Genomic DNA, 24114 nt, shown 5'->3' with positions numbered 1-24114 from the left:
GATGTAGACTCGGTCATAAGGAGTATGCCGTGCAGACGTTCACTGGTCGTTGTCTTTGCGGACAGAGTCATTTTACCGTAAACGTCGAAATGCTTGATGTCTATGCCTGCCACTGCACGCTGTGCCAGAAATGGTCCGGTGGTATCGCCATGTATCTGGAAGCCAGCGGTCATCCACTACTTTCCCCTGATTCAGCAGAACCTTCGCACTTTCCCTCATCAACGCGCGGAGAACGTTTCTTCTGTTCCGGCTGTGGATGCCCCTTGTGGTTTACGCTGATCGATAGCGATCGCTACTTTATTCCGTGGACATTGCTGGAACTGAATGAGGTCGATCGCCGCCGTCTGATTCTGGCGGCTGAAATCTATACCGAAACACAGCCTGCTTTCTGGAGGTTGACGGGGCAATACGCTCGCCTGAGTGGAAAAGAAGTCGAAGCGATGGATTACCCCTGTCATTTAGCTCACTAGTTATTGACGGTTCACCTTTGCCAGGCTGAACCACATCCCTACCGCTAATACGATAAGCATGCTGCCAGCGCTGCTCAATGCCACGCTGTGCGACCAGGTAAATGCTTCTCTGGCAGCTGCAAGCAACGCGTCGCTAAGAGACGGCGAAAGTGAATGTGCTAATTGCACCGCCTCACCCATTGACGATGAAGCACGTTCCATCTCCTGCGCATTGAGGCCGGCAGGCGGTAAAATCGACGCGGAAAAACTACGGCTTAGCAAGAGACCAAAAATCGCGATCCCAAGGCCGGCACCCAGTTCATAGGCCATGGTTTCGATGGCCCCGGCGGCAGCGGCTTTTTCTGCTGGCGCAGCCGCCATGATGGCAGCCGTTGAGGCTAGCAGCGCGCTGGCGGCGCTGAACCCTAACAGGGCCATTAATATCCAGGCTTGTATCTGCTGGGTGCTAAAATCGGTCATTGCCAGCCCGTAGAAGCTGATGGCGCTAAGCGCCATGCCCGCCGTCGCCACGCAGCGTAATCCCAGACGTGACACTAACATCCCGGCAATCGGTCCGCTGAACCCACTCGCCAACATCACCGGTAGCATAAACAGACCCGCCTGGTACGGCGTTAGCCCGTGTACAAACTGCAGCTCCTGAGCCATCAACAGTTCAAAACCAACCAGGGTGATCATCGCAGTCATCGCCATTACCACACCGCTTAAGATAATGCGATGGGTGAACAGTCGCATATCAATCATCGGACGTGAGGCCGCAAGTTGAATACGAACAAATGTCCACAACAGCACTGCTCCGGTTAACAGCGCCAATGCGATCACTCCGGTTGCCATATGCCCTTTTAGTGCCGTTTTAGCACTGTAAACCAGCAGTAAAATCGCCACGATCAACATAATCGCATGACCAAAATTTAACGACTGATCGTGACGCCCGGTCTGGCGTGGCACGTAACGCGCGGTCAATGCCATCACCACTACCACAATCGGAACATTGATTAAGAACACTGAGCCCCAGTAGAAATGCTCCAGCAACATACCACCGACTAATGGACCAAATGCCGCACCGCCGGAACCAACCGCTGCCCAGACGCCAAGCGCCATATTGCGATGACGTTGTTCGGAAAAGGTGGCGCGAATACCTGCCAGCGTCGCGGGAACGATCATCGCCGCACCAATGGCCAGCACGGCCCGGGTCGCGATTAGCCAGGCGGCACTGTGAGCAAACGCGGCAGCCAGCGATGCCAGACCAAATAACCCACCACCCAGCATCAGCAAACGTTTAAAGCCGATGCGATCGCCGAGCGCGCCCATGGGTAACACCATACCGGCCATCACCAGAGAATAGATATCAATGATCCACAGCAGCTCGTTACCACTGGCACCCAGCGTCATACTCAGCGTGGGCGCGGCAACGTGCAGCACCGTTGCATCAATCGCAACAGGGATGTAGACCAGCACAATAATCACTAACGTTAACCACTGACGAAACATAAAACTCCCTACAAAACGAAAACTGGACACATGTCCAGCTTTAGCGATCCTACGGAAAATTGAACATATGTCCAACTTTTTGTTACACTGCCAATAATATGAATATAGGGAGGAAGTATGAGCTATATGAATCGGGATGAACGTCGGGAAGTGATCCTGCAGGCAGCCATGCGCGTGGCGCTTGAAGAAGGATTTACCGCCATGACCGTTAGACGCATTGCCGCAGAGGCTCAGGTAGCTACCGGGCAACTGCATCATCATTTTACCTCTGCCGGTGAGCTTAAATCCCAGGCATTTGTCCGCCTTATCCGCACCCTTCTTGATGCCGAACTGGTCAGTGAAAACGCAACTTACCGTGAACGACTTCATGCCATGTTGGGAAGTGATGACGGTGGATTCGAACCGTATATCAAGCTCTGGCGCGAAGCGCAGATCCTGGCCGATAAGGACCCGGAAATCAAAAGCGCTTACCTGCTCACAATGCGTATGTGGCATGAAGAAACTGCTGCGATCATTACCCACGGGCAGAAAGCCGGCGAGTTCTCCTCAAGGCCTGATGCAGCCGACGTAGCCTGGCGTTTAATTGCGCTGGTTTGCGGACTGGATGGGATGTATATGCTGGGCATTGCCGAGATGGCCGATCCGGCTTTCGATCGCCACCTGGATCGCATGATAACGCTGGAGTTATTTATTTGATGTTATACATGAATTAACAACGCATCCTTTTAATTTACAATTAGTAACACTTAAGCAACGCGTTATTCCCCTGCCGCGCCGCGTTATTGCGCTTTTTTATCTATCCTTTCAGTCAATATTCCTAAAACCTTTCAATAATTTCTAATCAGGACCTGTGCGGAACCATAGGCGTTTATTTATTGAACGACGTGTGCATGCGAGGAAAATATGCCATCATCAAATGAGAAGAATAATCGTTATCTTTTGACTGACTGGAAACCAGAAAATCCCGATTTTTGGGAAAATAAAGGCAAGCACATAGCACGAAGAAACCTCTGGATATCAGTGAGTTGCTTACTGCTTGCGTTCTGCGTCTGGATGTTATTTAGTGCGGTTGCGGTAAATTTAAATAAAATTGGTTTTAATTTCACTACCGATCAACTCTTTTTATTAACGGCATTACCCTCTCTGTCTGGCGCAATATTACGCGTCCCCTACTCCTTTATGGTGCCTATATTTGGCGGCCGCCGTTGGACCGTTTTTAGTACGGTAATCCTGGTTATTCCCTGTGTCTGGCTCGGCTTCGCGGTGCAAAATACCGCTACTCCTTTCGGTGTATTTATCATCATTGCGCTGATGTGTGGTTTTGCCGGTGCCAATTTTGCCTCGAGTATGGGCAATATCAGCTTCTTCTTCCCAAAAGCGAAGCAAGGCAGCGCGCTGGGTGTGAATGGCGGACTCGGCAATCTTGGCGTCAGCGTGATGCAATTGATCGCCCCGCTGGTGATTTTTCTGCCTATTTTTACCTTCCTGGGCGTACAGGGTGTGCCACAACCTGATGGCTCGTTACTGTCGCTGGCCAACGCCGCCTGGATTTGGGTGCCGTTGCTGCTGCTCTCCACCCTGGCGGCGGGAATCGGCATGAATGATATCGCCAGTTCTAAAGCCTCTATCGCCTCGCAATTACCGGTGCTGAAGCGTTTTCATCTGTGGCTGTTAAGTCTGCTGTATCTCGCGACGTTCGGATCGTTTATCGGTTTTTCCGCCGGGTTTGCCATGCTGGCAAAAACCCAGTTCCCTGACGTGAATATTCTGCAGCTGGCGTTCTTTGGGCCGTTTATTGGCGCACTGGCACGCTCGGCGGGCGGCGTTATCTCCGACAAGTTCGGCGGAGTACGGGTCACGTTAATCAACTTCATCTTCATGGCGCTGTTTAGTGCGCTGCTGTTTCTTACCCTCCCCGGCTCAGGAGAAGGAAATTTTGTTGCCTTCTATCTGGTGTTCATGGGCTTGTTCCTGACCGCAGGTCTGGGCAGCGGCTCAACCTTCCAGATGATTGCGGTGATCTTTCGCAAAATCACCATCTACCGCGTGAAACTGCACGGTGGTACAGAAGAACAGGCCCAGCGAGAGGCGGTGACCGATACCGCCGCGGCTCTCGGGTTTATCTCAGCTATCGGCGCGGTGGGTGGTTTCTTTATCCCGAAAGCGTTTGGTTCATCGCTGGCGTTGACGGGTTCTCCGGTGGGGGCAATGAAAATTTTCCTCGTGTTTTACATCGTCTGCGTGCTGGTGACCTGGCTGGTCTATGGCCGTAAATCACAAAAAAAATAACAACACCCCTGACACATAATGGAGCAGGAGAAATGTCATGAGTAAACTGTTGGATCGCTTTCGTTACTTTAAACAAAAGGGCGACACGTTTGCCGACGGACACGGGCAAGTGATGCACACCAACCGGGGCTGGGAAGACAGCTATCGTCAGCGCTGGCAGTTCGATAAAATTGTACGCTCGACTCACGGCGTCAACTGCACCGGCTCCTGCAGCTGGAAAATCTACGTTAAAAACGGTCTGGTCACCTGGGAAACCCAGCAAACTGACTATCCGCGCACCCGTCCGGACCTGCCCAACCATGAACCCCGTGGATGTCCGCGCGGTGCCAGCTATTCCTGGTATCTCTATAGCGCCAACCGCCTGAAGTACCCGCTGGTGCGTAAACGTCTGATCGAACTGTGGCGTGATGCCCTTTCCCGCCAGCCCGACCCGGTACTGGCGTGGGAGTCCATCATGAACGATCCGCAAAAGTGCCAGAGCTACAAACAGGTGCGCGGGCGCGGCGGGTTTATTCGTTCAAACTGGAAAGAGTTGAATCAACTGATCGCCGCTGCCAACGTCTGGACGGTGAAAACCTATGGCCCGGATCGTGTCGTGGGATTCTCCCCCATCCCTGCCATGTCGATGGTCTCCTACGCAGCGGGTACACGTTATCTCTCGTTGCTCGGCGGAACCTGCCTGAGTTTTTATGACTGGTACTGTGACTTACCGCCCGCCTCCCCAATGACCTGGGGCGAACAGACCGATGTGCCGGAATCCGCCGACTGGTATAACTCCAGCTATATCATCGCCTGGGGTTCTAACGTCCCGCAGACCCGTACGCCAGATGCCCACTTCTTTACCGAAGTTCGCTACAAAGGCACCAAGACCATCGCCATTACGCCGGATTACTCGGAAGTTGCCAAACTGTGCGACCAGTGGCTGGCGCCGAAGCAAGGCACCGACAGCGCGCTGGCTATGGCCATGGGCCACGTGATCCTCAAAGAATTTCACCTCGACAAACCCAGCGATTACTTCCTCAATTACTGCCGCCGCTACACCGATATGCCAATGCTGGTGCTGCTGGATGCCCGTGAAGACAGTAGCTTCGTACCAGGACGGATGATGCGCGCCTCTGACCTCGTCGACGGACTGGGTGAAAGCAATAATCCTGAATGGAAAACCGTGGCCTTTAACAGCGCCGGCGAACTGGTAGTCCCCAATGGCTCTATCGGTTTTCGTTGGGGTGAGAAAGGCAAATGGAATCTCGAATCGCTGGCTGCCGGTACAGAAACCGAGCTGTCCCTGTCGTTGCTCGGTCAGCACGACGACGTGGCTGGGGTCGCGTTCCCCTATTTTGGCGGTAACGAGAACCCGCATTTTCGCAGCGTGAAGCAGGAACCGGTGCTGGTGCGTAAGTTACCGGTTAAGCACCTTACCCTCGCAGATGGACGTCGTTGTCCGGTGGTCAGCGTTTATGATTTAGTGCTGGCGAACTACGGTCTCGACCGTGGACTCGATGACGATCTCTCTGCCCGCGATTACAGCGAGGTTAAAGCCTACACCCCGGCCTGGGGCGAGCAAATCACCGGTGTTCCTGCACATCACATTGAACAGATCGCCCGTGAATTTGCCGATACCGCACACAAAACCCACGGTCGCTCGATGATCATCCTCGGTGCTGGTGTGAACCACTGGTACCACATGGACATGAACTATCGAGGGATGATCAACATCCTGGTGTTCTGTGGCTGTGTCGGACAAAGCGGCGGCGGCTGGGCACACTATGTCGGCCAGGAGAAACTGCGTCCGCAGACCGGCTGGCTCCCCCTGGCTTTTGCGCTGGACTGGAACCGCCCACCACGTCAGATGAACAGTACCTCGTTTTTCTACAACCACTCCAGCCAGTGGCGCTATGAAAAAGTCACCGCCCAGGAGCTGCTCTCTCCGCTGGCAGACGCGGCGAAATTTACCGGACATCTGATTGACTTCAACGTCCGCGCCGAGCGGATGGGCTGGCTGCCTTCTGCTCCGCAACTCAACCTTAACCCACTCACAGTAAAAGCAAAGGCACAACAAGCAGGATTATCCCCTGCTGAATTTACCGCGCAGGCGCTGAAGTCCGGTGATATCCGCTTTGCCTGCGAACAACCTGACAGCGGCAAAAACCATCCACGTAACCTGTTCGTCTGGCGTTCTAACCTGTTGGGTTCTTCCGGTAAAGGGCATGAATATATGCTCAAATACCTGCTGGGTACTGAAAGCGGCATTCAGGGCGAAGCGCTGGGCGCAACCGACGGCATTAAACCTGAAGAGGTGGAATGGCAATCGGCGGCAATCGAAGGCAAGCTTGACCTGCTGGTGACGCTCGATTTCCGCATGTCCAGCACCTGCCTGTTCTCCGACATCGTGTTACCTACCGCGACCTGGTATGAAAAAGACGACATGAATACCTCGGATATGCATCCGTTTATTCACCCGTTGTCGGCGGCGGTTGATCCTGCCTGGGAATCCAAAAGTGACTGGGAGATTTATAAGGGCATTGCCAAAGTGTTCTCCGAGGTCTGCGTCGGTCATCTGGGGCTGGAAACCGACGTGGTACTGCAACCGCTCCAGCATGACTCCCCGGCGGAACTGTCGCAGCCGTTTGATATACAGGACTGGCGTAAGGGTGAATGCGATCTTATTCCAGGTAAAACCGCGCCGAATATTGCCGTTGTGGAACGCGACTACCCTGCCACTTACGAGCGCTTCACCTCGCTGGGTCCATTGATGGATAAGCTGGGCAATGGCGGGAAAGGCATTTCCTGGAATACCCAGACTGAGGTCGATTTCCTTGGCAAGCTGAACTACACCAAACGCGAAGGCCCGGCAAAAGGCCGACCGCTGATCGACACCGCACTGGACGCCTCTGAAGTGATCCTCGCGCTGGCGCCAGAAACCAACGGTCAGGTAGCGGTGAAGGCATGGGAAGCGTTGGGCGCGATGACCGGTCGGGACCATACGCATCTGGCGCTGAACAAAGAAGATGAGAAGATTCGTTTTCGCGACATTCAGGCGCAGCCGCGCAAAATCATCTCCAGTCCCACCTGGTCGGGTCTTGAAAGCGAGCATGTTTCCTACAACGCAGGCTACACCAACGTTCACGAACTGATCCCGTGGCGCACGCTGTCCGGGCGCCAGCAGCTGTATCAGGACCATGCGTGGATGCGTGCTTTTGGCGAGAGTCTGGTGGCTTATCGCCCTCCCATTGACACCCGTAGCGTGAGTGGAATGCGCGAGGTCCCGCCGAACGGCTTCCCGGAAAAAGCGCTGAACTTCCTGACGCCACACCAGAAATGGGGCATCCACTCTACCTACAGTGAAAACCTGCTGATGCTGACGCTGTCGCGTGGCGGGCCGATTGTCTGGATCAGTGAAACCGACGCCAAAGAACTGGGGATTGAGGATAACGACTGGATTGAAGCCTTCAACGCTAACGGCGCGCTGACCGCACGAGCGGTGGTCAGCCAGCGTGTACCGCCTGGAATGACCATGATGTACCACGCACAGGAACGAATCATGAATATTCCCGGTTCTGAAGTCACCGGCATGCGCGGCGGTATTCATAACTCCGTCACCCGAGTGTGTCCTAAACCGACCCACATGATTGGCGGCTATGCGCAGCTGGCCTGGAGCTTCAACTACTACGGTACCGTCGGCTCTAACCGCGATGAGTTCATCATGATTAGAAAAATGAAAAATATTGACTGGCTGGATGATGAAGGTCGCGATCAGGTACAGGAGGCGAAAAAATGAAAATACGCTCACAGGTAGGCATGGTTCTGAATCTGGATAAATGCATCGGCTGCCACACCTGCTCCGTTACCTGTAAAAACGTCTGGACCGGGCGTGAAGGGATGGAATATGCGTGGTTTAACAACGTCGAGACCAAACCAGGCATTGGTTACCCAAAAAACTGGGAGGACCAGGAAGAGTGGCAAGGCGGCTGGGTGCGCGATGTTAACGGTAAGATCAGACCGCGCCTGGGTGGCAAGATGGGCGTGATCACCAAAATCTTCGCCAACCCGGTGATCCCGCAAATCGATGATTACTACGAGCCGTTTACCTACGATTACCAGCATCTGCATAGCGCGCCGGAAGGTAAGCATCAACCCACCGCCCGTCCGCGTTCGTTGATTGACGGCAAGCGGATGGACAAGATTATCTGGGGACCGAACTGGGAAGAACTGCTTGGCGGCGAGTTTTCTAAACGCGCCCGTGACCGTAACTTCGAGAAGATGCAAAAGGAGATGTACGGCCAGTTCGAAAATACCTTCATGATGTATCTGCCGCGCCTGTGCGAACACTGCCTGAACCCAAGCTGTGTCGCCACCTGCCCGAGCGGAGCCATCTATAAGCGTGAAGAAGATGGCATCGTGCTGATCGACCAGGACAAATGCCGCGGCTGGCGTTTGTGCATCAGCGGTTGTCCGTATAAAAAAATCTACTTTAACTGGAAGAGCGGCAAGTCAGAAAAATGTATTTTCTGCTATCCGCGTATCGAATCCGGCCAGCCAACGGTCTGTTCAGAAACCTGCGTCGGGCGCATTCGTTACCTCGGTGTATTGTTGTATGACGCCGATCGTATTGAAGAAGCAGCCAGCACCGAGCATGAAACCGATCTCTACGAGCGCCAGTGCGACGTGTTCCTCAACCCGAACGATCCGACGGTAATTGAAGAAGCGCTAAAACAGGGTATTCCGCACAACGTCATCGAAGCGGCTCAACGTTCACCTGTGTATAAAATGGCGATGGACTGGAAGCTGGCGCTGCCGCTCCACCCTGAATACCGTACCCTGCCGATGGTCTGGTACGTGCCGCCATTGTCACCGATTCAGTCGGTCGCCGACGCCGGTGGCCTGCCGCACAATGGCAATATCCTGCCGGCGGTAGAGTCATTGCGTATTCCGGTGCAGTACCTCGCCAACATGCTCAGCGCGGGCGATATCGGCCCGGTGCTGCGCGCCCTGAAACGCATGATGGCGATGCGCCACTATATGCGCTCGCAAACTGTCGAAGGCGTTACGGATACCCGAGCCATCGAAGAAGTCGGTTTGAGCGTTGAACAGGTCGAAGAAATGTATCGCTACCTGGCCATCGCCAACTATGAAGATCGCTTCGTTATCCCGACCAGTCATCGGGAAATGGCGGGCGACGCTTTCGGGGAGCGCAACGGCTGCGGCTTTACCTTCGGCGACGGCTGCCATGGTTCCGACACTAAATTCAACTTGTTCAACAGCAGCCGCATTGACGCTATCGACATCACCGAAGTGCGCGATAAAACGGAGGGGCAATAATGCAAATCCTCAAGGTTATCGGTCTGCTGATGGAGTATCCGGACGAACTGCTGTGGGAATGCAAGGACGATGCGCTGGCGCTTGTCGCCAGCGATGCGCCGATGCTGAGCGCATTCACTCACGAACTGTTAAATGCCCCGCTGCTGGATAAGCAAGCCGAATGGTGCGAGGTATTTGACCGTGGCCGCGCCACCTCACTGCTGCTGTTCGAACACGTTCATGCGGAATCCCGCGATCGCGGCCAGGCGATGGTCGACTTGCTGGCCCAGTACGAAAAAGTCGGCCTACAACTCGACTGTCGCGAACTGCCGGATCACCTGCCGCTGTATCTGGAATATTTAAGCGTGCTGCCGGAAGCGGAGGTCAAAGAAGGATTGCAGAACGTCGCGCCGATCCTGGCGTTGCTTGGTGGTCGCCTGAAGCAGCGAGAAACACCCTGGTATCAACTGTTTGACGCCCTGCTCACGCTGGCGGGCAGTCCACTCTCAAGTGACAGTGTCACGAAACAGGTCGGCGCAGAAACCCGTGACGATACCCGTCAGGCGCTCGATGCCGTATGGGAAGAGGAACAGGTGAAGTTTATTGAGGATAATGCGACCGCCTGTGACAGTTCACCGTTACAAAACTATCAACGACGCTTTAGCCAGGACGTGGCACCACAGTATGTCGACGTCAGCGCGGGAGGCCCGAAATGATACAGTATCTGAACGTCTTTTTTTACGACATCTACCCGTATCTGTGCGGCACCGTGTTTATCCTCGGTAGTTGGTTACGCTATGACTACGGACAGTACACCTGGCGTGCATCCTCCAGCCAGATGCTGGATAAACGCGGTATGGTGCTATGGTCAAACCTGTTCCATATCGGCATTTTGGGGATCTTCTTTGGACACCTGTTCGGCATGTTAACCCCACACTGGATGTATGCCTGGTTCCTACCTATTGCGGTAAAGCAGCAAATGGCGATGATTGCGGGCGGGATTTGTGGTGTGCTGACGCTGATCGGCGGCGCGGGGTTGTTGGTGCGTCGTCTGACCAACTCGCGCGTGCGGGCCACCTCTTCGACGGCGGATATTCTGATCCTGTGCATTTTGCTGGTTCAGTGCATCCTCGGGTTAACCACGATACCGTTCTCGGCGCAACATCCGGACGGCAGTGAAATGCTGAAACTGGTGGGTTGGGCGCAGTCAGTAGTCACCTTTCAGGGTGGCGCGTCTGCCCATCTGGATGGCGTGGCGTTGATCTTCCGGGTACACCTGGTTCTGGGGATGACGATTTTCCTGCTGTTCCCGTTCACCCGCCTGGTTCATGTCTGGAGCGCACCGGTTGAGTATTTCACCCGCCGTTACCAGATCGTCCGTTCCCGCCGTTAAGTGTCTCTGATGCCCGGTGGCGATTATGCTTACCGGGCTACATCGCTATACCACTTTTTGTGCGCTATGATGCTTCTCCATTCCAGGGAGAACGTCAATGAAACCACAGGTTTACCACGTCGATGCCTTTACGTCAGAACCGTTTCGCGGCAACTCCGCAGGCGTTGTGTTGCATGCGGACGGGCTGAGTGATGCGCAGATGCAGCTGATTGCGCGTGAGCTGCGCCATTCGGAAACCGCTTTTCTGCTGTCCAGCAACGACAGCGATGTACGCATTCGCTACTTCACCCCAACGGTCGAAGTACCTATCTGTGGGCATGCCACCGTTGCCGCGCACTATGTTCGCGCCAGCGTGCTGGGGCTTGGTGATACGACCGTCTGGCAAACGTCACTCGCCGGGCGTCACCGCGTTGAAATTCATGCTGAAGGTGGTAACTATCGTATCAGTCTGGAACAGGGGAAGCCGAGTTTTGAACCGCCGCTGGAGGGGCCAACGCGTGCAGCTATCATCGCGGCCCTGCACCTGACCGAGGACGATATGCTGCCGGGGCTGCCAGTCCAGATTGCGTCCACTGGGCATTCGAAAGTGATGATCCCGCTGAAGCCAGAAGTCGATCTGGACGCCCTGTCCCCAGACCTGTCGGCATTAACCACGCTCAGCCAGCACATTGGCTGCAATGGCTTCTTCCCGTTCCAGATCCGCCCTGGAGAAAACGCCACCGATGGGCGGATGTTTTCACCGGCTATCGGCATTGTGGAGGATCCGGTCACGGGTAACGCCAACGGTCCAATGGGGGCATGGCTGGTGCACCACAATCTGATGGCGCATGACGGAAAAACGTTGCATGTTCAGGGGCATCAGGGCCGCGCGCTGGGACGCGACGGTATTGTTGATGTGGCGGTCACCATCTGCGACAACCAGCCGGAGAAAGTGACAATTTCCGGCGCAGCAGTCATCCTGTTCCACGCCGAATGGAAAATTGATTTTTAAATAAACGCATTGCCGGATGTCGCGCTTGTGTCGCCATCCGGCAAAAACACCCTATTTCCCCGCCTCCGGATGCGTGTCAAACGCTGCCATTACCGTCGCCAGTTCAGCCTCAGTAAAGCCATGTTTGACGTCATCAACCCCCAGACCAAAGCGGTCCTGCAACAGCGCATACAGGCTCGCAACGTCTGGTAAGTTAATCTGCTCTACCGCATGGCCATCTTCATAGTGAGTAAAATGGAAGTTGGTCAGGGTCAGCTTACCGCCGTCCGGCAGATGACGGCACATCAGCAGGTGATGGCGAAAATGCGACTGTGGCCAGTGTGCAGACCAGAAGTTACCCATCAGATAATCGCTGTGATGTTGCACCACCAGATCGAATCGGTACATTGACTGCCAGTGATCATGATGGCGGAACTGCAATATCCAGTCTTCACCCTCCTGAACCAGCCGATAGTTTCCGTGCGGCGTTTGCTGTTCAAGATCAGCCTGCAGACGAATGGGGGCCGTCAGCGTTTGTCCGCCAAATCCAACGTCAGCGATCCACTGTTCACCCTGTAATTCAACCAGTAACAGGCGATGTGTACGCGGCGGCAGACTTGACGGATTCGCCAATACCACGCGTCCCAGCAAACTACGTACGGTAAAGCCGATGTCGCGTAGCGCCCGTTCAAATACACCATTTTGTTCAAAGCAATAACCACCGCGGCGGGCAGTGACCAACTTCTCTTCAAGGGACACATCGTCAAGCTGCATTTCACGCGGCAGCAGCACATCAAGATTTTCAAAGGGTATGGCACTGTTATGCAGTAAGTGCAGCGCTCTCAAAGTTCCAATATCGACGTTGGGCACATCTGACCAGCCAATACGGGCAAAATAAGCGTTTAAAAAAGGCGTCATACGGGATTCCTGTTTGTTGAATGCTGTACTTATAACGCATTTTTAATTTTACGCGGTCGCTTTTGTGCGCTACTCACCCCGATGAGGCGACAAAATCGCTAATCCCGTTAATATCTATGTTTATTGTGATGTCATTTTTATTCTGCCGAGGAGTCGCTATGAGTCATTTTCGTCCGGTTGAATTACAACACGCCTGCCGACTGCTTAATCACGGCCCCACCATTTTGATAACCAGTCGTGACGCGAATACAGAACGGCGTAATGTGATGGCGGCCGCGTGGTCAATGCCCGTGGAATTTGATCCGCCGCGGGTGGCCATTGTTGTCGACAAGACCGCCTGGTCGCGCGAACTGATCGAACGCAGCGGTCAATTTGGTATTGTTATTCCAGGTGTTGCCGCGACGAACTGGACCTATGCCGTGGGGAGTGTTTCCGGTCGAATAGAAGATAAGTTCAACTGCTACGGCATTCCGGTGGTCAAAGGCCCGGTATTGGGATTGCCGCTAATAGAAACCAAGTGTCTCGCCTGGATGGAATGCCGCCTGCTTCCTGCCACAGCGGCTCAGGACAAATATGACACCTTGTTTGGAGAAGTGGTTTCTGCCGCTGCCGATGAGCGGGTATTTGTGCAAGGACGATGGCAGTTTGATGATGGCAAACTCAATACTTTGCACCATCTTGGCGCAGGCACATTTATCACCAGTGGAAAACAGGTTACTGCCGGTAAATAATCACAGACAAACGGATGGCAGATCCGCCTGTCATCCCCATCATCCTTCTCAAAACTCCCGAAAAACCAGCCAGATAAATCGTTTCCCTTACCTTGCTGAATCATTCATGTGAATTATAGTTAATCGTGCACTAAGTCAAATATTGATTCAAAACGCAATCCATTAAAGCAGCATCCCCCAGAACTGTACTTATGAAGTATCAGAGAGGTTTTACGATGCAACTTAATAGAATCGCACAAAGCTTTATGCTTGCTGGGTTATTAACGTCTTTTGCTGTCCCCGTCATGTCTGCTGAAGCCTCGAAAGAGGCTACGGCAGCCACGCAACAAGCCAACAATGCACTCTACAATCAACTCCCCTTTTCTGATAACACCGACTTTACCGACGCGCACAAAGGCTTTATCGCCCCGATTCCTCAGGACATGATTAAAGGTGAACAAGGCAACGTAATCTGGAATCCGCAACAGTATGCGTTTATTAAGGAAGGCGATAAGGCGCCGGATACGGTAAACCCGAGCTTGTGGCGCCAGTCTCAGTTGATCAATATCAGCGGGGTGTTTGAAGTCACGGAGGGTGTCTATCAGATCCGTAACCTCGATTTGTCGAATATGACCATCATCGAAGGTAAAGAAGGCATCACCGTTGTTGACCCATTAGTGTCGGCAGAAACGGCCAGGGCAGGCATGGAGCTCTACTTTAAAAACCGTGGCAAAAAACCGGTTGTCGCGGTGATTTATACCCACAGCCACGTCGACCATTACGGTGGTGTGCGCGGCGTTGTTGATGAAGCCGATGTTAAAGCAGGCAAAGTGAAGGTCTATGCGCCTGCCGGCTTTATGGAAGCTGCGGTTGCTGAAAACATCATGGCCGGTAACGTCATGAGCCGCCGCGCCAGCTACATGTACGGCAACCTGCTAAAACCTGATGCTAAAGGTCAGGTCGGCGCGGGGCTGGGAACCACCACCTCCGCAGGAACGGTTACTCTGATTGCGCCAACGAATATCATCGAGAAAGATGGGCAAAAAGAGGTTATCGATGGCCTGACCTATGACTTCATGTTGGCTCCGGGCTCCGAAGCGCCTTCAGAAATGCTGTGGTACATCGAAGAGAAAAAACTCATCGAATCGGCTGAAGATGTCACCCATACCCTGCACAACACCTACTCTCTGCGCGGTGCAAAAATCCGTGAACCGCTGCCGTGGTCCAAATATATCAACGAAGCGATTGTTCGCTGGGGTGATAAAGCGGAAATTCTGATGGCGCAGCACCATTGGCCGACCTGGGGTAATGACAAGGTGGTGAAACTGCTGAAGAGCCAGCGCGATCTGTACCGTTATATTAACGACCAGACGCTACGCATGGCCAACGAAGGTCTGACCCGTGATGAAATCGCGGCGAACTTTACGTTGCCGGATTCACTGGCACACACCTGGGCAAACCGCGGGTACTATGGCTCCGTCAGCCACGATGTGAAGGCCACCTACGTGCTGTACCTCGGATGGTTTGACGGCAACCCAGCCACACTTGATGAACTGCCGCCGGAAGAAGCGGCGAAGAAATTCGTCGACTATATGGGCGGTGCAGATGCCATTTTGCAAAAAGCGAAAGCTGACTACGACCAGGGTAACTATCGCTGGGTGGCTCAGGTGGTGAGCAAAGTCGTATTTGCCGATCCGAACAACCAGGCCGCACGTAATCTGGAAGCCGATGCGCTGGAACAATTAGGCTATCAGGCAGAGTCTGGTCCGTGGCGTAACTTCTACCTGACGGGCGCACAAGAACTGCGCAACGGCGTGGTGAAAGGCCCGACGCCGAATACGGCCAGTCCGGATACCGTCCGCGCCATGACGCCAGAAATGTTCTTCGACTACCTGGCGGTACATATTAACGGGCAGAAAGCGGGTGATGCGAAATCAGTATTCAATATCGACCTTGGTAGCGATGGTGGTAAATACAAACTGGAGCTGGAAAACGGTGTTCTGAACCATACCGCGAATTCCGAAGCGAAAGATGCGGATGCCACTATCGCGCTCAATCGCGATACGCTGAACAAAATCATCCTCAAGGAAGTGACGCTGAAGCAGGCGCAGGACAGCGGTGACGTGAAAATTACCGGTGACAGCGCCAGGCTCGACGCCATGCTCGGTTACATGGATAAATTTGAATTCTGGTTCAATATTGTCACACCATAACAGCATTAAAAACGGGCGAATCACTCGCCCGTTTTTCTCACATACTGTAACCGGGTTTTTTAATCAACGTGTCCATCTGCGGCACGATTTCCGCATCCCATACGGCTTGCCACGCCTCAGGCTCAATTTCATTCAACGCCACGCTGACTGAGCTGTCTTTGCTTTGCAAATGGCGAATAATGACATCTGTAATATCCGCCGCCAGTGCGGTTTTTTGTTCGTTGGTAAGGGCGCGAGGAAAACATTTAATATCGATATGCGGCATTGCAGGTTCCTTATTGTTTTGGCAAAAAAGCGATAACGTAATATGCGCCAGTTAGCAAAATTCCTCCAGACGTCATTCGTCTGCAATGATGCTCAGATGCACAACGTTACCGGCCTGGCAAACGTTGAAAGCCGATTTCGATGATCGGCTTTTTAAAAACCGCCACGGTTAATTCTTACAAACAAACCGCTCACCAAACGCAATATCTTTACGCAGTTCGCTTTGCATTGCCTCGAGTGCATCCTGCTCAGCGCGGCTCAGGTCAGTTAGCGCAATAACGCGAGATACTCCGTTGACGCCCAATTCGACTGGCTGGGCAAAAAAACGGGCGTATTGGCTGCCGCCTTCTACATATGCGCATTCCACAATGCCTTGTTCCCCATTCAGTGCACGGAGTAACGACAAACAAAAACGTGCGGCTGCCTGCCCCATTGATAATGTGGCCGACCCGGCTCCCGCTTTTGCTTCGACTACCCGAGTCCCGGCATTTTGTACCTGGTCTGTCAGCGCACGGATATCGTCATCGGATAGTTTTATCTCCGTAAGCTGCGAGAACAACGGCAGGATCGTGACGCCAGAATGTCCACCGATAACCGGAACCTCAATGTCCCGAACGCTGCAGCCTTTCATTTGTGCGACAAACGTATTTGCGCGAATGACATCCAACGTGGTGATACCAAAGAGCTTGTTTTTATCGTAGACGCCAGCCTTTTGCAGGACATTAGCGGCAATCGCCACCGTGGTATTGACAGGGTTAGTAATAATACCAATACAGGCATCCGGGCATATCTTTGCGACATCACCAATAAGCTGATGAATAATATTGGCATTAATACTGAAGAGATCAGAACGATCCATTCCCGGCTTACGGGCAATACCGGCACAGACAATAACAATATTTGCACCTTCTAACGCATGTTGGATCTGAGCGCCACAATATCCGTGAATATGCACATCGGTTGGAATATGGCTTAAATCAACAGCAATCCCTGGTGTTGCTGTTGATATATCGTATAGTGCTAGTTCAGACCCCTCTGGCATGTGTAATTTAAGGAGTAACGACAAAGCCTGCCCTATTCCTCCGGCAGCGCCAAGAAGTGTAACTTTCATATAATATCCTTTACAGGGTTATCGATAGATATAATTAACCACGCGATGGCTCAGATGAACACCACGGTAAAATAATCGTTAACAACAAATAAGTAATTATTTCTGAAAATTAAAATACGCCAAGCATTGGCCAATAATACAATGCGCACAATGCATAAATCAGACAAGCAATCGCACACAGCACAATACCCACGCGCGGATAATCATTGATAGCAACCTTCCCGGTACCAAAAACCAACACACCCGGAATGGTGTTATAAAACATCAACAATGGATAAGCCCCAATAATCATCCCACCCGGTAACGCCAGCATTGCCGGTGGCAAACCTGCAGCATGGGCAATACCAATCAATACAGGCAACATTGCTGCCGCCATCGCCGTAGTGCCCACAAAGAAAATATGCATGTATTGCACGACGATAAGCACGACAATCAGCAAGGCGATGGTACTCAGCGTGGATAAACCCAGATGGTTAAAGATCAACATCGATATCCATTCTGCCGCACCGGTTTTCATCAAAATAGCCCCCATACTGACACCACCGCCGCAAATGAACAGCACTTGCCACGACACGCCTTTATTGGCTTCCGACCAATTAATAACGCCAATTTTAGGGAAAAAGAGCAGACAAGCCCCCAGCATACAGGCCGTGGTAGAATCGACACCTATCCAATCGCCGGTGACCCACAGGAAGACCACGCCGAGGAAAATCCACAACGTTTTCCACTCAGCCGCAGACATTTTTCCCATCCCGTCCAGGCTGTCTTTAATCAACCGCTCTCCGCCGGGGATATGCGATTGCTCAGGCGGATAAGCAAACTGCAGGTAGATCCAGGTAATAAACGTCATCAGTAACGCTGGCGGGAATCCGACGATCAAAAAATCAAGATAGGAGATCATTGGCCCGCCGGCATTGTGAATAAACTCAACGGTAATGGGGTTCGGTAAATTGGCTGTCAAAATACCGCCGCTGATCGTGGAATTAGTAAACGACATGGTAAGCAGTAAATTTACTGCAAATTTCGTTCGCCCTTCTTCTTTAAATAACGCAATTAAATTCAGACAAATGGGTAGCAGGATCGCGACTCTTGGCGTGGATGACGGAATAAAGAACGCCAGCACAATATTAGCAATTGTTACCCCCAGTGTTAAATTACGCACACTACTGCCGGTAAATTTAAGAATTAAAAAAGTAATCCGTTCCGCTAATCGCGTTTTGGTTAGCGCCACAGCCATAATAAATGCGCCGACCAGAAGATAAGATGAAGATGATGAAAAACCCGATAGCGCCATTTTTAAGCTGCATACTTTTAATAATACAGCTGCAGGAACAATCAGCAAGCTTGAAACAACAATGGGGATAGGTTCGGATAAGAACAGGATAAAAACACCCGCAAACAATACCAGCGCATGCTTCCCCTCCATAGAGAGTCCGGCCATGGGAAATGTATAAGTAATCGCCATCGCCAGAATCGCTAACGGAATTCCCCACCGTTTCTTAAACGACAACGTTTTTATTTTTTCTGCCATTATTATTAGCCTATTTGAGCAAGCCAGCCACAAACGTGGCTGGCATCTGTAAAGTTAACCCGGATAAACAGCGTCAATCGTTTCACAGCCTTTCGCCGCGAGCGCTTTATCCACCCAACTGCGATCGGCTTTTCCGGTCTGCGCCGCAACCAGTTTTGCATGGTCGTTGGCAGAAAACTTGCGAGCTTCTTCCAGCAATTTTGCCGCATCGTGTTTAGGGATCACAATGACGCCATCGCTGTCACCGACGATAATATCGCCCGGCATAACGTGAATATTGCCACAGGCGACTGGAACATTGACTTCACCAGGACCTTCTTTGAATGGGCCGCCAGGGGTATGACCTGTCGCATAAACGGGAACCCCCATTGCATAGATGGTATCAAGATCACGCATTGGCCCGTCCAGCACGATACCCGCAATGCCTTGAGATTTGGCATAGGCGACCATGATCTCGCCCATCAGCGACTGGCTGCTGTCCCCTTCGTTGGAAACGATCAGAATGTCGCCAGGTTTAATCATGTTCAGCGCTTTGTGCATCATCAGATTGTCGCCCGGACGCGCTTTTACCGTCAGCGCGACGCCAACCATATTTTGCTCCGCAGGTGCCGTCATCCGACGGATGCGGCAATTCATCGCACTCAGGCGCCCCATACAGTCGGCAATGTTTGCTGCAGGTATGGTTTTGAAACCATCGATAACATCAGCTGTAGGCAGTTCACGTTGGGTAAATACTCTGAATCCAATAGACATTTTAGTTCTCCAGTACGTCGTAAATATTATTTAATCAGGTGGTTAACACACAGACTCGGGGATAACGGTTTTCCGTTAAGGAAATTAATCACGTTGTCCGCGGCATGCTCAGCCATCGCGTCCAACGCATCAGGTGTGGACCCGCCAACATGCGGGGTCATAACAACGCTGGGCTGTGAGGCAATGGCATCGCTGAGGGGCAGTGGTTCATTAACGAAAGTGTCCAGACCTGCACCTGCAAGTTTTCCACTCTGCAAGGCAGCTACCAGCGCACTTTCATCAATCAGCGGCCCTCTGGCGGTATTAACCAGAATTGCACCATCAGGCAGTAGTGAAAGCGCCTCTTCGTTAATCAGATTTCGGGTAGCGGGAACCAGCGGGCAATGCAGGCTGAGCACCTGGCTTTGGCGAAGCAACGCCGGTAAATCGTGGATCAGTGTGACCTGTTCGATTGGGCTGGCCTTGAGCATGGGATCGTAAGCGACGACCTTCATGCCCAGCGCTATACAGAATTGAGCCAGCGTTTGTCCTATCTGGCCAAAACCCACCAATCCTAAAGTGCGTCCACTTAATTGTTGGCCGTTTCCGGCGCGGCTCCAGTTCCCTGTGCGTAAATCCCGGTCATAGGATGCAATGCGTCTGGCGGCCGCCAGCATGAGCCCTAATGCCAGTTCGGCAACCGATTGTGAGTTTGTCCCCGGCGTCACCAGGACGGGAATATTTCGTTCCGTCGCCGCATCGACATCAATGTTGCTTACGCCTACGCCATGTTTCGTGATGACTTTCAGCGTTGGACAAGCACGGATAGCTTCGCCGGTTAGCGTCATCGTGCGTGAAATGACGGCATCAACAGGCTCAGTGGATAAAATCGACAGGATCGCCTGCGGATCCGTTGAATCATTTACATATATTATTTTACAGTTAGCATCTGTTAGTTTTTTAACACCCTTCGGCGCCAGTTTTGGTGCCGTCATTAAAACGGTAAAACGCATCATCTTCTCCTTGCCATAGTCGGGGTAGGAGATTTTTAACCCAGGACAAGGTGACGCAACAGGCAATAATATTGATAGCGGCAATAACTTTTCGTTAAAGAGTAAAAAAGCAAAATAAATTTAAAAACATCATAAAATACAATTGATTATATTAATTCCCTGGAATGTTATTGCGGAATAATGCAGAACTAACAGGCGGCCTGGTTCACAAATTTCGCCGTATTTTCTTACTTTTTATGCAAGAGAAAACGTTATCTTTTTACTGTCAGGTCAAAAAATAATGGCGCGTCATTCTCTACTATGCTGTGACGCTAATACCGGGCGGATGGGAAAAGGTGCTGGTGAGTCATGAATCTCAATATTCGCGATTTGAAGTTTTTTCATGCTATTGCAGAAGTGGGTAGCCTCGCTCAAGCCTCAGAACGCCTTGGGCGCTCGCAACCTGCGCTGTCAAAATGCATCCAGCGTCTGGAAGAGGAAGTTGGTACACAATTGCTGACCCGCAGCGGGCACGGTATAACGCTTACCGCCGCGGGCGAGTTAATGCGCGAACGGGCCAGAAAGCTCTGTTTTTTTATGGAGCAAACGGAACAGGACCTCGAAAACTATGTTCGCGGGGTGTCAGGGAAGATACGTATAGGTTGTGTACCTACTGTCGCTGAATATCTCATTCCTAAACTTTGTCAGGCTTTTCTGACAGAAAACCCCCTCGCTATGCTCGAGATTGTTCCCGGAGTGAATAATTATCTATGGGATAATCTGCAGAATTATCAGTTAGATATTATTATTGTCACTAAAACGATTAGCTATGAGAACGCCATTATTTACCCAATAATGGAGGATGCTGTGGTTTTAGTCGGCAGCTGCGAACATCCTATTTTTACACAAGAGTTGAAGTCAATTACGCCTAAAGACCTCGTCGAATACAGATGGTTGTTATCGGGGAAAAATACGGCCTCCCGACGCTGGATTGATCAGTTCTTTATTAGCCGGGGGCTTCCGCCGCCACGAGCCCAGATAGAAACATCATCGTTCCATCTTATGCCAAAAATCCTTGCGGCAAATAAAGAATTACTGGGCTTCATACCCCGCCGTAATTTAACCAGGGGCGGCGTAGTATATAAACAATTGAGGGAAATTCCGCTGGAAGGAACAGCAAATTCCCGTCATTTTATTCTTGGTCGACTTAAGGATCGCAGCCCCTCTCCCATCACAGAACGACTTATCAGGATGATCCGCGAACAGGGGCAAGACATGTTTTAAGCGTCTATCTCTTCAAATAATTCTGTTATCTTTCAGTACAGTACGCAGCCGAGGGATTTGACAAACCGCGTCCGCGATGGCGCTGATATTGGGTGTATTGTCCTGGAACCAGTCATGTCCGGGCCCCCAGGTGCGCATAACGGCAATATAAACGTCCAGCAACGTGAGCTGATCGCCAAACGCGTACGGTTCGGCGCTTAGCTGGTCATTCAGCCACATATAGAGCGATTTACGATACTCAATACAGCCCGTTTTCAACTGCGCCGGGGCATCCGGAGTCCAGCGTTCAGGATAGTCAGCATACGTGAACGTGGGATAGACATTGGCCACCAGCCAAACCAGCAGGCGCTGAAATTGCTGACGTTCCACATGTCCGACAGGCGGCGCCAGATCGGGCCTGCGATCAAGAATCATCAGCGCAATTGCCGCCGTTTCCGTCATAACGTCGCCATTTTCCAGCGTGAGCGTTGGAATCTGACACAGTGGATTCATTTTTTTTAGTAACTCCCGAGAAGGCCCAGCGCGGTCAAAACCGTCCACATTAATAAACGTGTAAGGGATCTCCGCCAGTGTAAGCATCACTTCACTGATGGCCGATCCCCAGCCCGGTACCCCATAGAGCTTAATCATGCTGCAATCTCAAAGTTAAAATCCTAAGTGTAGAGCATGTAGGGAAGTGATCAATTCTGGACTAACTTTTCAGAGGTAGGCAAAATCATCGTTACCCTGTAATCGCTGTGCGGCACAACCCTGTGCCGCAGCGTATTTACAGAACTTTCGACAAAAACTGCTGCGTGCGCGTGTGACGCGGATAATTTAGCACCTGTTCGCTGCTACCCTGCTCGACGATTTTGCCGTCAACCATAAACACCACCTGATCGGCCACTTCCCGGGCAAACCCAATTTCATGTGTCACCACAACCAGCGTGGTTCCCGACCGTGCCAGTGACTTAATCACATCCAACACTTCGCCCACCAGTTCAGGATCGAGTGCGGAAGTCGGCTCATCAAACAGCATCACGCGCGGATTTAATGCCAGCGCGCGGGCAATAGCGATACGTTGCTGCTGGCCTCCGGATAAATGCCGCGACCAGGCATCGGCTTTTTGCCGCAGTCCGACAGCATCCAACAAGGTAAATGCCCGCTCAATAGCCTCTTTGCGCGAAGCCAGTCCGTGTGCAACAGGCGCTTCAATCAGGTTTTCCAGCACCGTTAAATGCGGGAACAGGTTAAAGTTCTGAAATACGTAGCCCACATTGATGCGCTGACGCAGGATTTCCGCCTCTTTCAGTTCATACAACCGGTCTCCCTGAAGGCGATAGCCAATATAATCACCGTCAATCTGAATAAACCCCTCATCGACACGCTCCAGATGATTAATTGCCCGCAATAGCGTTGATTTACCTGAACCGGAAGGCCCGAGAATGACCGTGACCGTACCGGGTGGGATCTCCAGCGATACGTTATCCAGCGCTTTATGGCGACCAAAATATTTGCTGACGCCGGTAATGGAAATATGACCTTCAGGCGAGTGGGACATGGATAGCCTCCTGCTGTGGAACCTGGCGACGACGTTTAGCCGTGCGACTCACCCTGGCGGTGTTAATCGCGGATCGTCTTTCACTGCGTGCCAGCGCGCGTTCAACCAGATACTGAATTAATGACAAAACGCTGGTGATCACCAGATACCACACGGCTCCAACCATCAGCAGCGGAATGACTTCCTGGGTGCGGTTGTAGATCATCTGGATGGTGTAGAACAGTTCCGGCATAGCCAGCACATAAACCATCGCCGTCCCTTTCGCCAGGCTGATAATTTCATTGAACCCGGCGGGCAAAATAGTGCGCAACGCCTGTGGCAGGATAATACGCAGCGTGCGGCGCCAGGCGGGTAATCCCAGTGCGGCTGCCGCCTCATACTGACCATGATCAACACCAAGAAACCCGCCGCGAATGATCTCAGCGGTATAAGCACTTTGCACCAGCGTCAGACCAACAACCGCAGTGGAAAACTGTCCGAGTACATTAATCGTCTCAAAGCTGCCCCACTGGATAGCAGTGAACGGTATGCCGATCGCCAGCGTGTCGTACAAATAGGAGAAGTTGTACAAAATGATCAACACCACAATCAGCGGGAGTGAACGAAACAACCAGATGTATCCCCACGCCAGGCTGTTTAGCAGCCAGGATGATGAGAGTCTGGCCAGCGCCAGCAACCCACCCAATACCACGCTCAGTAATGTCCCAATGAGTGTCAACAACAGCGTTTGCCCAAGTCCAGACAAGATAACCGGGTCGAAGAACCAGCGAGCAAACACGCCCCATTCCCAGCGTGGATTAAACGCGACAGACTGAATAATCGCCGCCAGCACAAACAGGGCAATAATCGCCCCTACGGTGCGCATCGGGTAACGTGCCGGCACGACTTTGATGGTTGCAGTCGTTTTCATC

General features: G+C 52.2%; 21 protein-coding genes. 11 read left to right on the top strand and 10 right to left on the bottom strand.

Going from position 1 to position 24114, the window contains the following annotated elements; translation table 11 throughout:
- Window positions 1-89: 89 nt before the first annotated feature.
- A complete protein-coding gene (locus tag ACLJXE_RS12625) occupies window positions 90-470 on the top strand; it encodes a GFA family protein (protein WP_286630422.1) in 381 nt (126 codons plus the stop codon).
- On the opposite strand, the gene ACLJXE_RS12620 is transcribed toward ACLJXE_RS12625, so the two are convergent.
- A complete protein-coding gene (locus ACLJXE_RS12620) occupies window positions 471-1958 on the bottom strand; it encodes an MFS transporter (RefSeq protein ID WP_410751022.1) in 1488 nt (495 codons plus the stop codon).
- A 117-nt stretch (window positions 1959-2075) separates the two neighbouring features.
- Between ACLJXE_RS12620 and ACLJXE_RS12615 the strand changes: the two genes are divergently transcribed.
- From ACLJXE_RS12615 to ACLJXE_RS12585, 7 genes are all read left to right on the top strand, one after another.
- Window positions 2076-2654, top strand: a complete 579-nt coding sequence (locus tag ACLJXE_RS12615) for a TetR family transcriptional regulator (RefSeq protein ID WP_410751021.1) — start codon at window positions 2076-2078, stop codon at window positions 2652-2654.
- Window positions 2655-2861: 207 nt separating this feature from the next.
- Entirely contained in the window at window positions 2862-4247 is a 1386-nt protein-coding gene (locus ACLJXE_RS12610) for a NarK family nitrate/nitrite MFS transporter (RefSeq protein ID WP_410751020.1), read from the top strand.
- A 37-nt stretch (window positions 4248-4284) separates the two neighbouring features.
- Window positions 4285-8025: a nitrate reductase subunit alpha gene (locus tag ACLJXE_RS12605; RefSeq protein ID WP_410751019.1), complete on the top strand. Its 3741-nt coding sequence runs from the start codon at window positions 4285-4287 to the stop codon at window positions 8023-8025.
- On the top strand, window positions 8022-9566 hold the full coding sequence (gene narH / locus ACLJXE_RS12600; RefSeq protein WP_410751018.1) for a nitrate reductase subunit beta: 1545 nt from the start codon (window positions 8022-8024) through the stop codon (window positions 9564-9566). The genes ACLJXE_RS12605 and narH overlap by 4 nt, the downstream gene beginning before the upstream one ends.
- Window positions 9566-10261 (top strand): nitrate reductase molybdenum cofactor assembly chaperone, encoded by a 696-nt coding sequence (gene narW / locus ACLJXE_RS12595; protein ID WP_410751017.1) that lies wholly within the window; start codon window positions 9566-9568, stop codon window positions 10259-10261. Before narH ends, narW begins: the two co-directional genes overlap by 1 nt.
- Entirely contained in the window at window positions 10258-10938 is a 681-nt protein-coding gene (narI, locus tag ACLJXE_RS12590) for a respiratory nitrate reductase subunit gamma (RefSeq protein ID WP_410751016.1), read from the top strand. Before narW ends, narI begins: the two co-directional genes overlap by 4 nt.
- 97 nt (window positions 10939-11035) lie before the next feature.
- Window positions 11036-11929 (top strand): PhzF family isomerase, encoded by an 894-nt coding sequence (locus tag ACLJXE_RS12585; RefSeq protein ID WP_410751015.1) that lies wholly within the window; start codon window positions 11036-11038, stop codon window positions 11927-11929.
- A gap of 51 nt (window positions 11930-11980) precedes the next feature.
- On the opposite strand, the gene nhoA is transcribed toward ACLJXE_RS12585, so the two are convergent.
- Window positions 11981-12826 carry an N-hydroxyarylamine O-acetyltransferase gene (gene nhoA / locus ACLJXE_RS12580; RefSeq protein WP_410751014.1) on the bottom strand — a complete coding sequence of 282 codons (846 nt, stop codon included), beginning with the start codon at window positions 12824-12826 and terminating at the stop codon, window positions 11981-11983.
- 158 nt (window positions 12827-12984) lie between these two features.
- Between nhoA and ACLJXE_RS12575 the strand changes: the two genes are divergently transcribed.
- Window positions 12985-13557, top strand: coding sequence for a flavin reductase family protein (locus tag ACLJXE_RS12575; RefSeq protein ID WP_286630244.1), 573 nt, complete (start codon window positions 12985-12987; stop codon window positions 13555-13557).
- A gap of 215 nt (window positions 13558-13772) precedes the next feature.
- Window positions 13773-15749: an alkyl/aryl-sulfatase gene (locus ACLJXE_RS12570; RefSeq protein WP_410751013.1), complete on the top strand. Its 1977-nt coding sequence runs from the start codon at window positions 13773-13775 to the stop codon at window positions 15747-15749.
- Between the two features lie 37 nt (window positions 15750-15786).
- On the opposite strand, the gene pptA is transcribed toward ACLJXE_RS12570, so the two are convergent.
- The 5 genes from pptA to ACLJXE_RS12545 all read right to left on the bottom strand — a co-directional run bounded on the left by pptA (window position 15787) and on the right by ACLJXE_RS12545 (window position 20403).
- Window positions 15787-16014, bottom strand: coding sequence for a tautomerase PptA (gene pptA, locus ACLJXE_RS12565; RefSeq protein ID WP_271455047.1), 228 nt, complete (start codon window positions 16012-16014; stop codon window positions 15787-15789).
- Window positions 16015-16182: 168 nt separating this feature from the next.
- On the bottom strand, window positions 16183-17124 hold the full coding sequence (gene mdh / locus ACLJXE_RS12560) for a malate dehydrogenase (protein WP_410751012.1): 942 nt from the start codon (window positions 17122-17124) through the stop codon (window positions 16183-16185).
- A 109-nt stretch (window positions 17125-17233) separates the two neighbouring features.
- A complete protein-coding gene (locus ACLJXE_RS12555; protein WP_410751011.1) occupies window positions 17234-18655 on the bottom strand; it encodes an SLC13 family permease in 1422 nt (473 codons plus the stop codon).
- A gap of 54 nt (window positions 18656-18709) precedes the next feature.
- Window positions 18710-19408: an RraA family protein gene (locus tag ACLJXE_RS12550; protein ID WP_410751010.1), complete on the bottom strand. Its 699-nt coding sequence runs from the start codon at window positions 19406-19408 to the stop codon at window positions 18710-18712.
- Between the two features lie 26 nt (window positions 19409-19434).
- Window positions 19435-20403 (bottom strand): hydroxyacid dehydrogenase, encoded by a 969-nt coding sequence (locus ACLJXE_RS12545; protein ID WP_410751009.1) that lies wholly within the window; start codon window positions 20401-20403, stop codon window positions 19435-19437.
- 345 nt (window positions 20404-20748) lie between these two features.
- Here ACLJXE_RS12545 and ACLJXE_RS12540 point away from each other — a divergent pair, with 345 nt between their 5' ends.
- On the top strand, window positions 20749-21663 hold the full coding sequence (locus ACLJXE_RS12540) for a LysR family transcriptional regulator (RefSeq protein WP_410751008.1): 915 nt from the start codon (window positions 20749-20751) through the stop codon (window positions 21661-21663).
- A gap of 12 nt (window positions 21664-21675) precedes the next feature.
- On the opposite strand, the gene ACLJXE_RS12535 is transcribed toward ACLJXE_RS12540, so the two are convergent.
- The 3 genes from ACLJXE_RS12535 to ACLJXE_RS12525 all read right to left on the bottom strand — a co-directional run bounded on the left by ACLJXE_RS12535 (window position 21676) and on the right by ACLJXE_RS12525 (window position 24113).
- Complete coding sequence (locus tag ACLJXE_RS12535; protein ID WP_286630237.1) at window positions 21676-22293, bottom strand: glutathione S-transferase family protein; 618 nt, start codon at window positions 22291-22293, stop codon at window positions 21676-21678.
- A gap of 136 nt (window positions 22294-22429) precedes the next feature.
- Entirely contained in the window at window positions 22430-23203 is a 774-nt protein-coding gene (locus tag ACLJXE_RS12530) for an amino acid ABC transporter ATP-binding protein (protein ID WP_286630236.1), read from the bottom strand.
- The gene (locus tag ACLJXE_RS12525) at window positions 23187-24113 is read right to left on the bottom strand and encodes an amino acid ABC transporter permease (protein ID WP_410751007.1); all 927 of its coding nucleotides are present in this window, start codon (window positions 24111-24113) and stop codon (window positions 23187-23189) included. Before ACLJXE_RS12525 ends, ACLJXE_RS12530 begins: the two co-directional genes overlap by 17 nt.
- Window position 24114: the final 1 nt, after the last annotated feature.

The organism is Citrobacter sp. U14242 (assembly GCF_046555775.1).
Taxonomy (GTDB): domain Bacteria; phylum Pseudomonadota; class Gammaproteobacteria; order Enterobacterales; family Enterobacteriaceae; genus Citrobacter.
The sequence above is the reverse complement of the archived record's forward strand: the minus strand, read 5'-3'. Positions and strand labels throughout refer to the sequence as shown.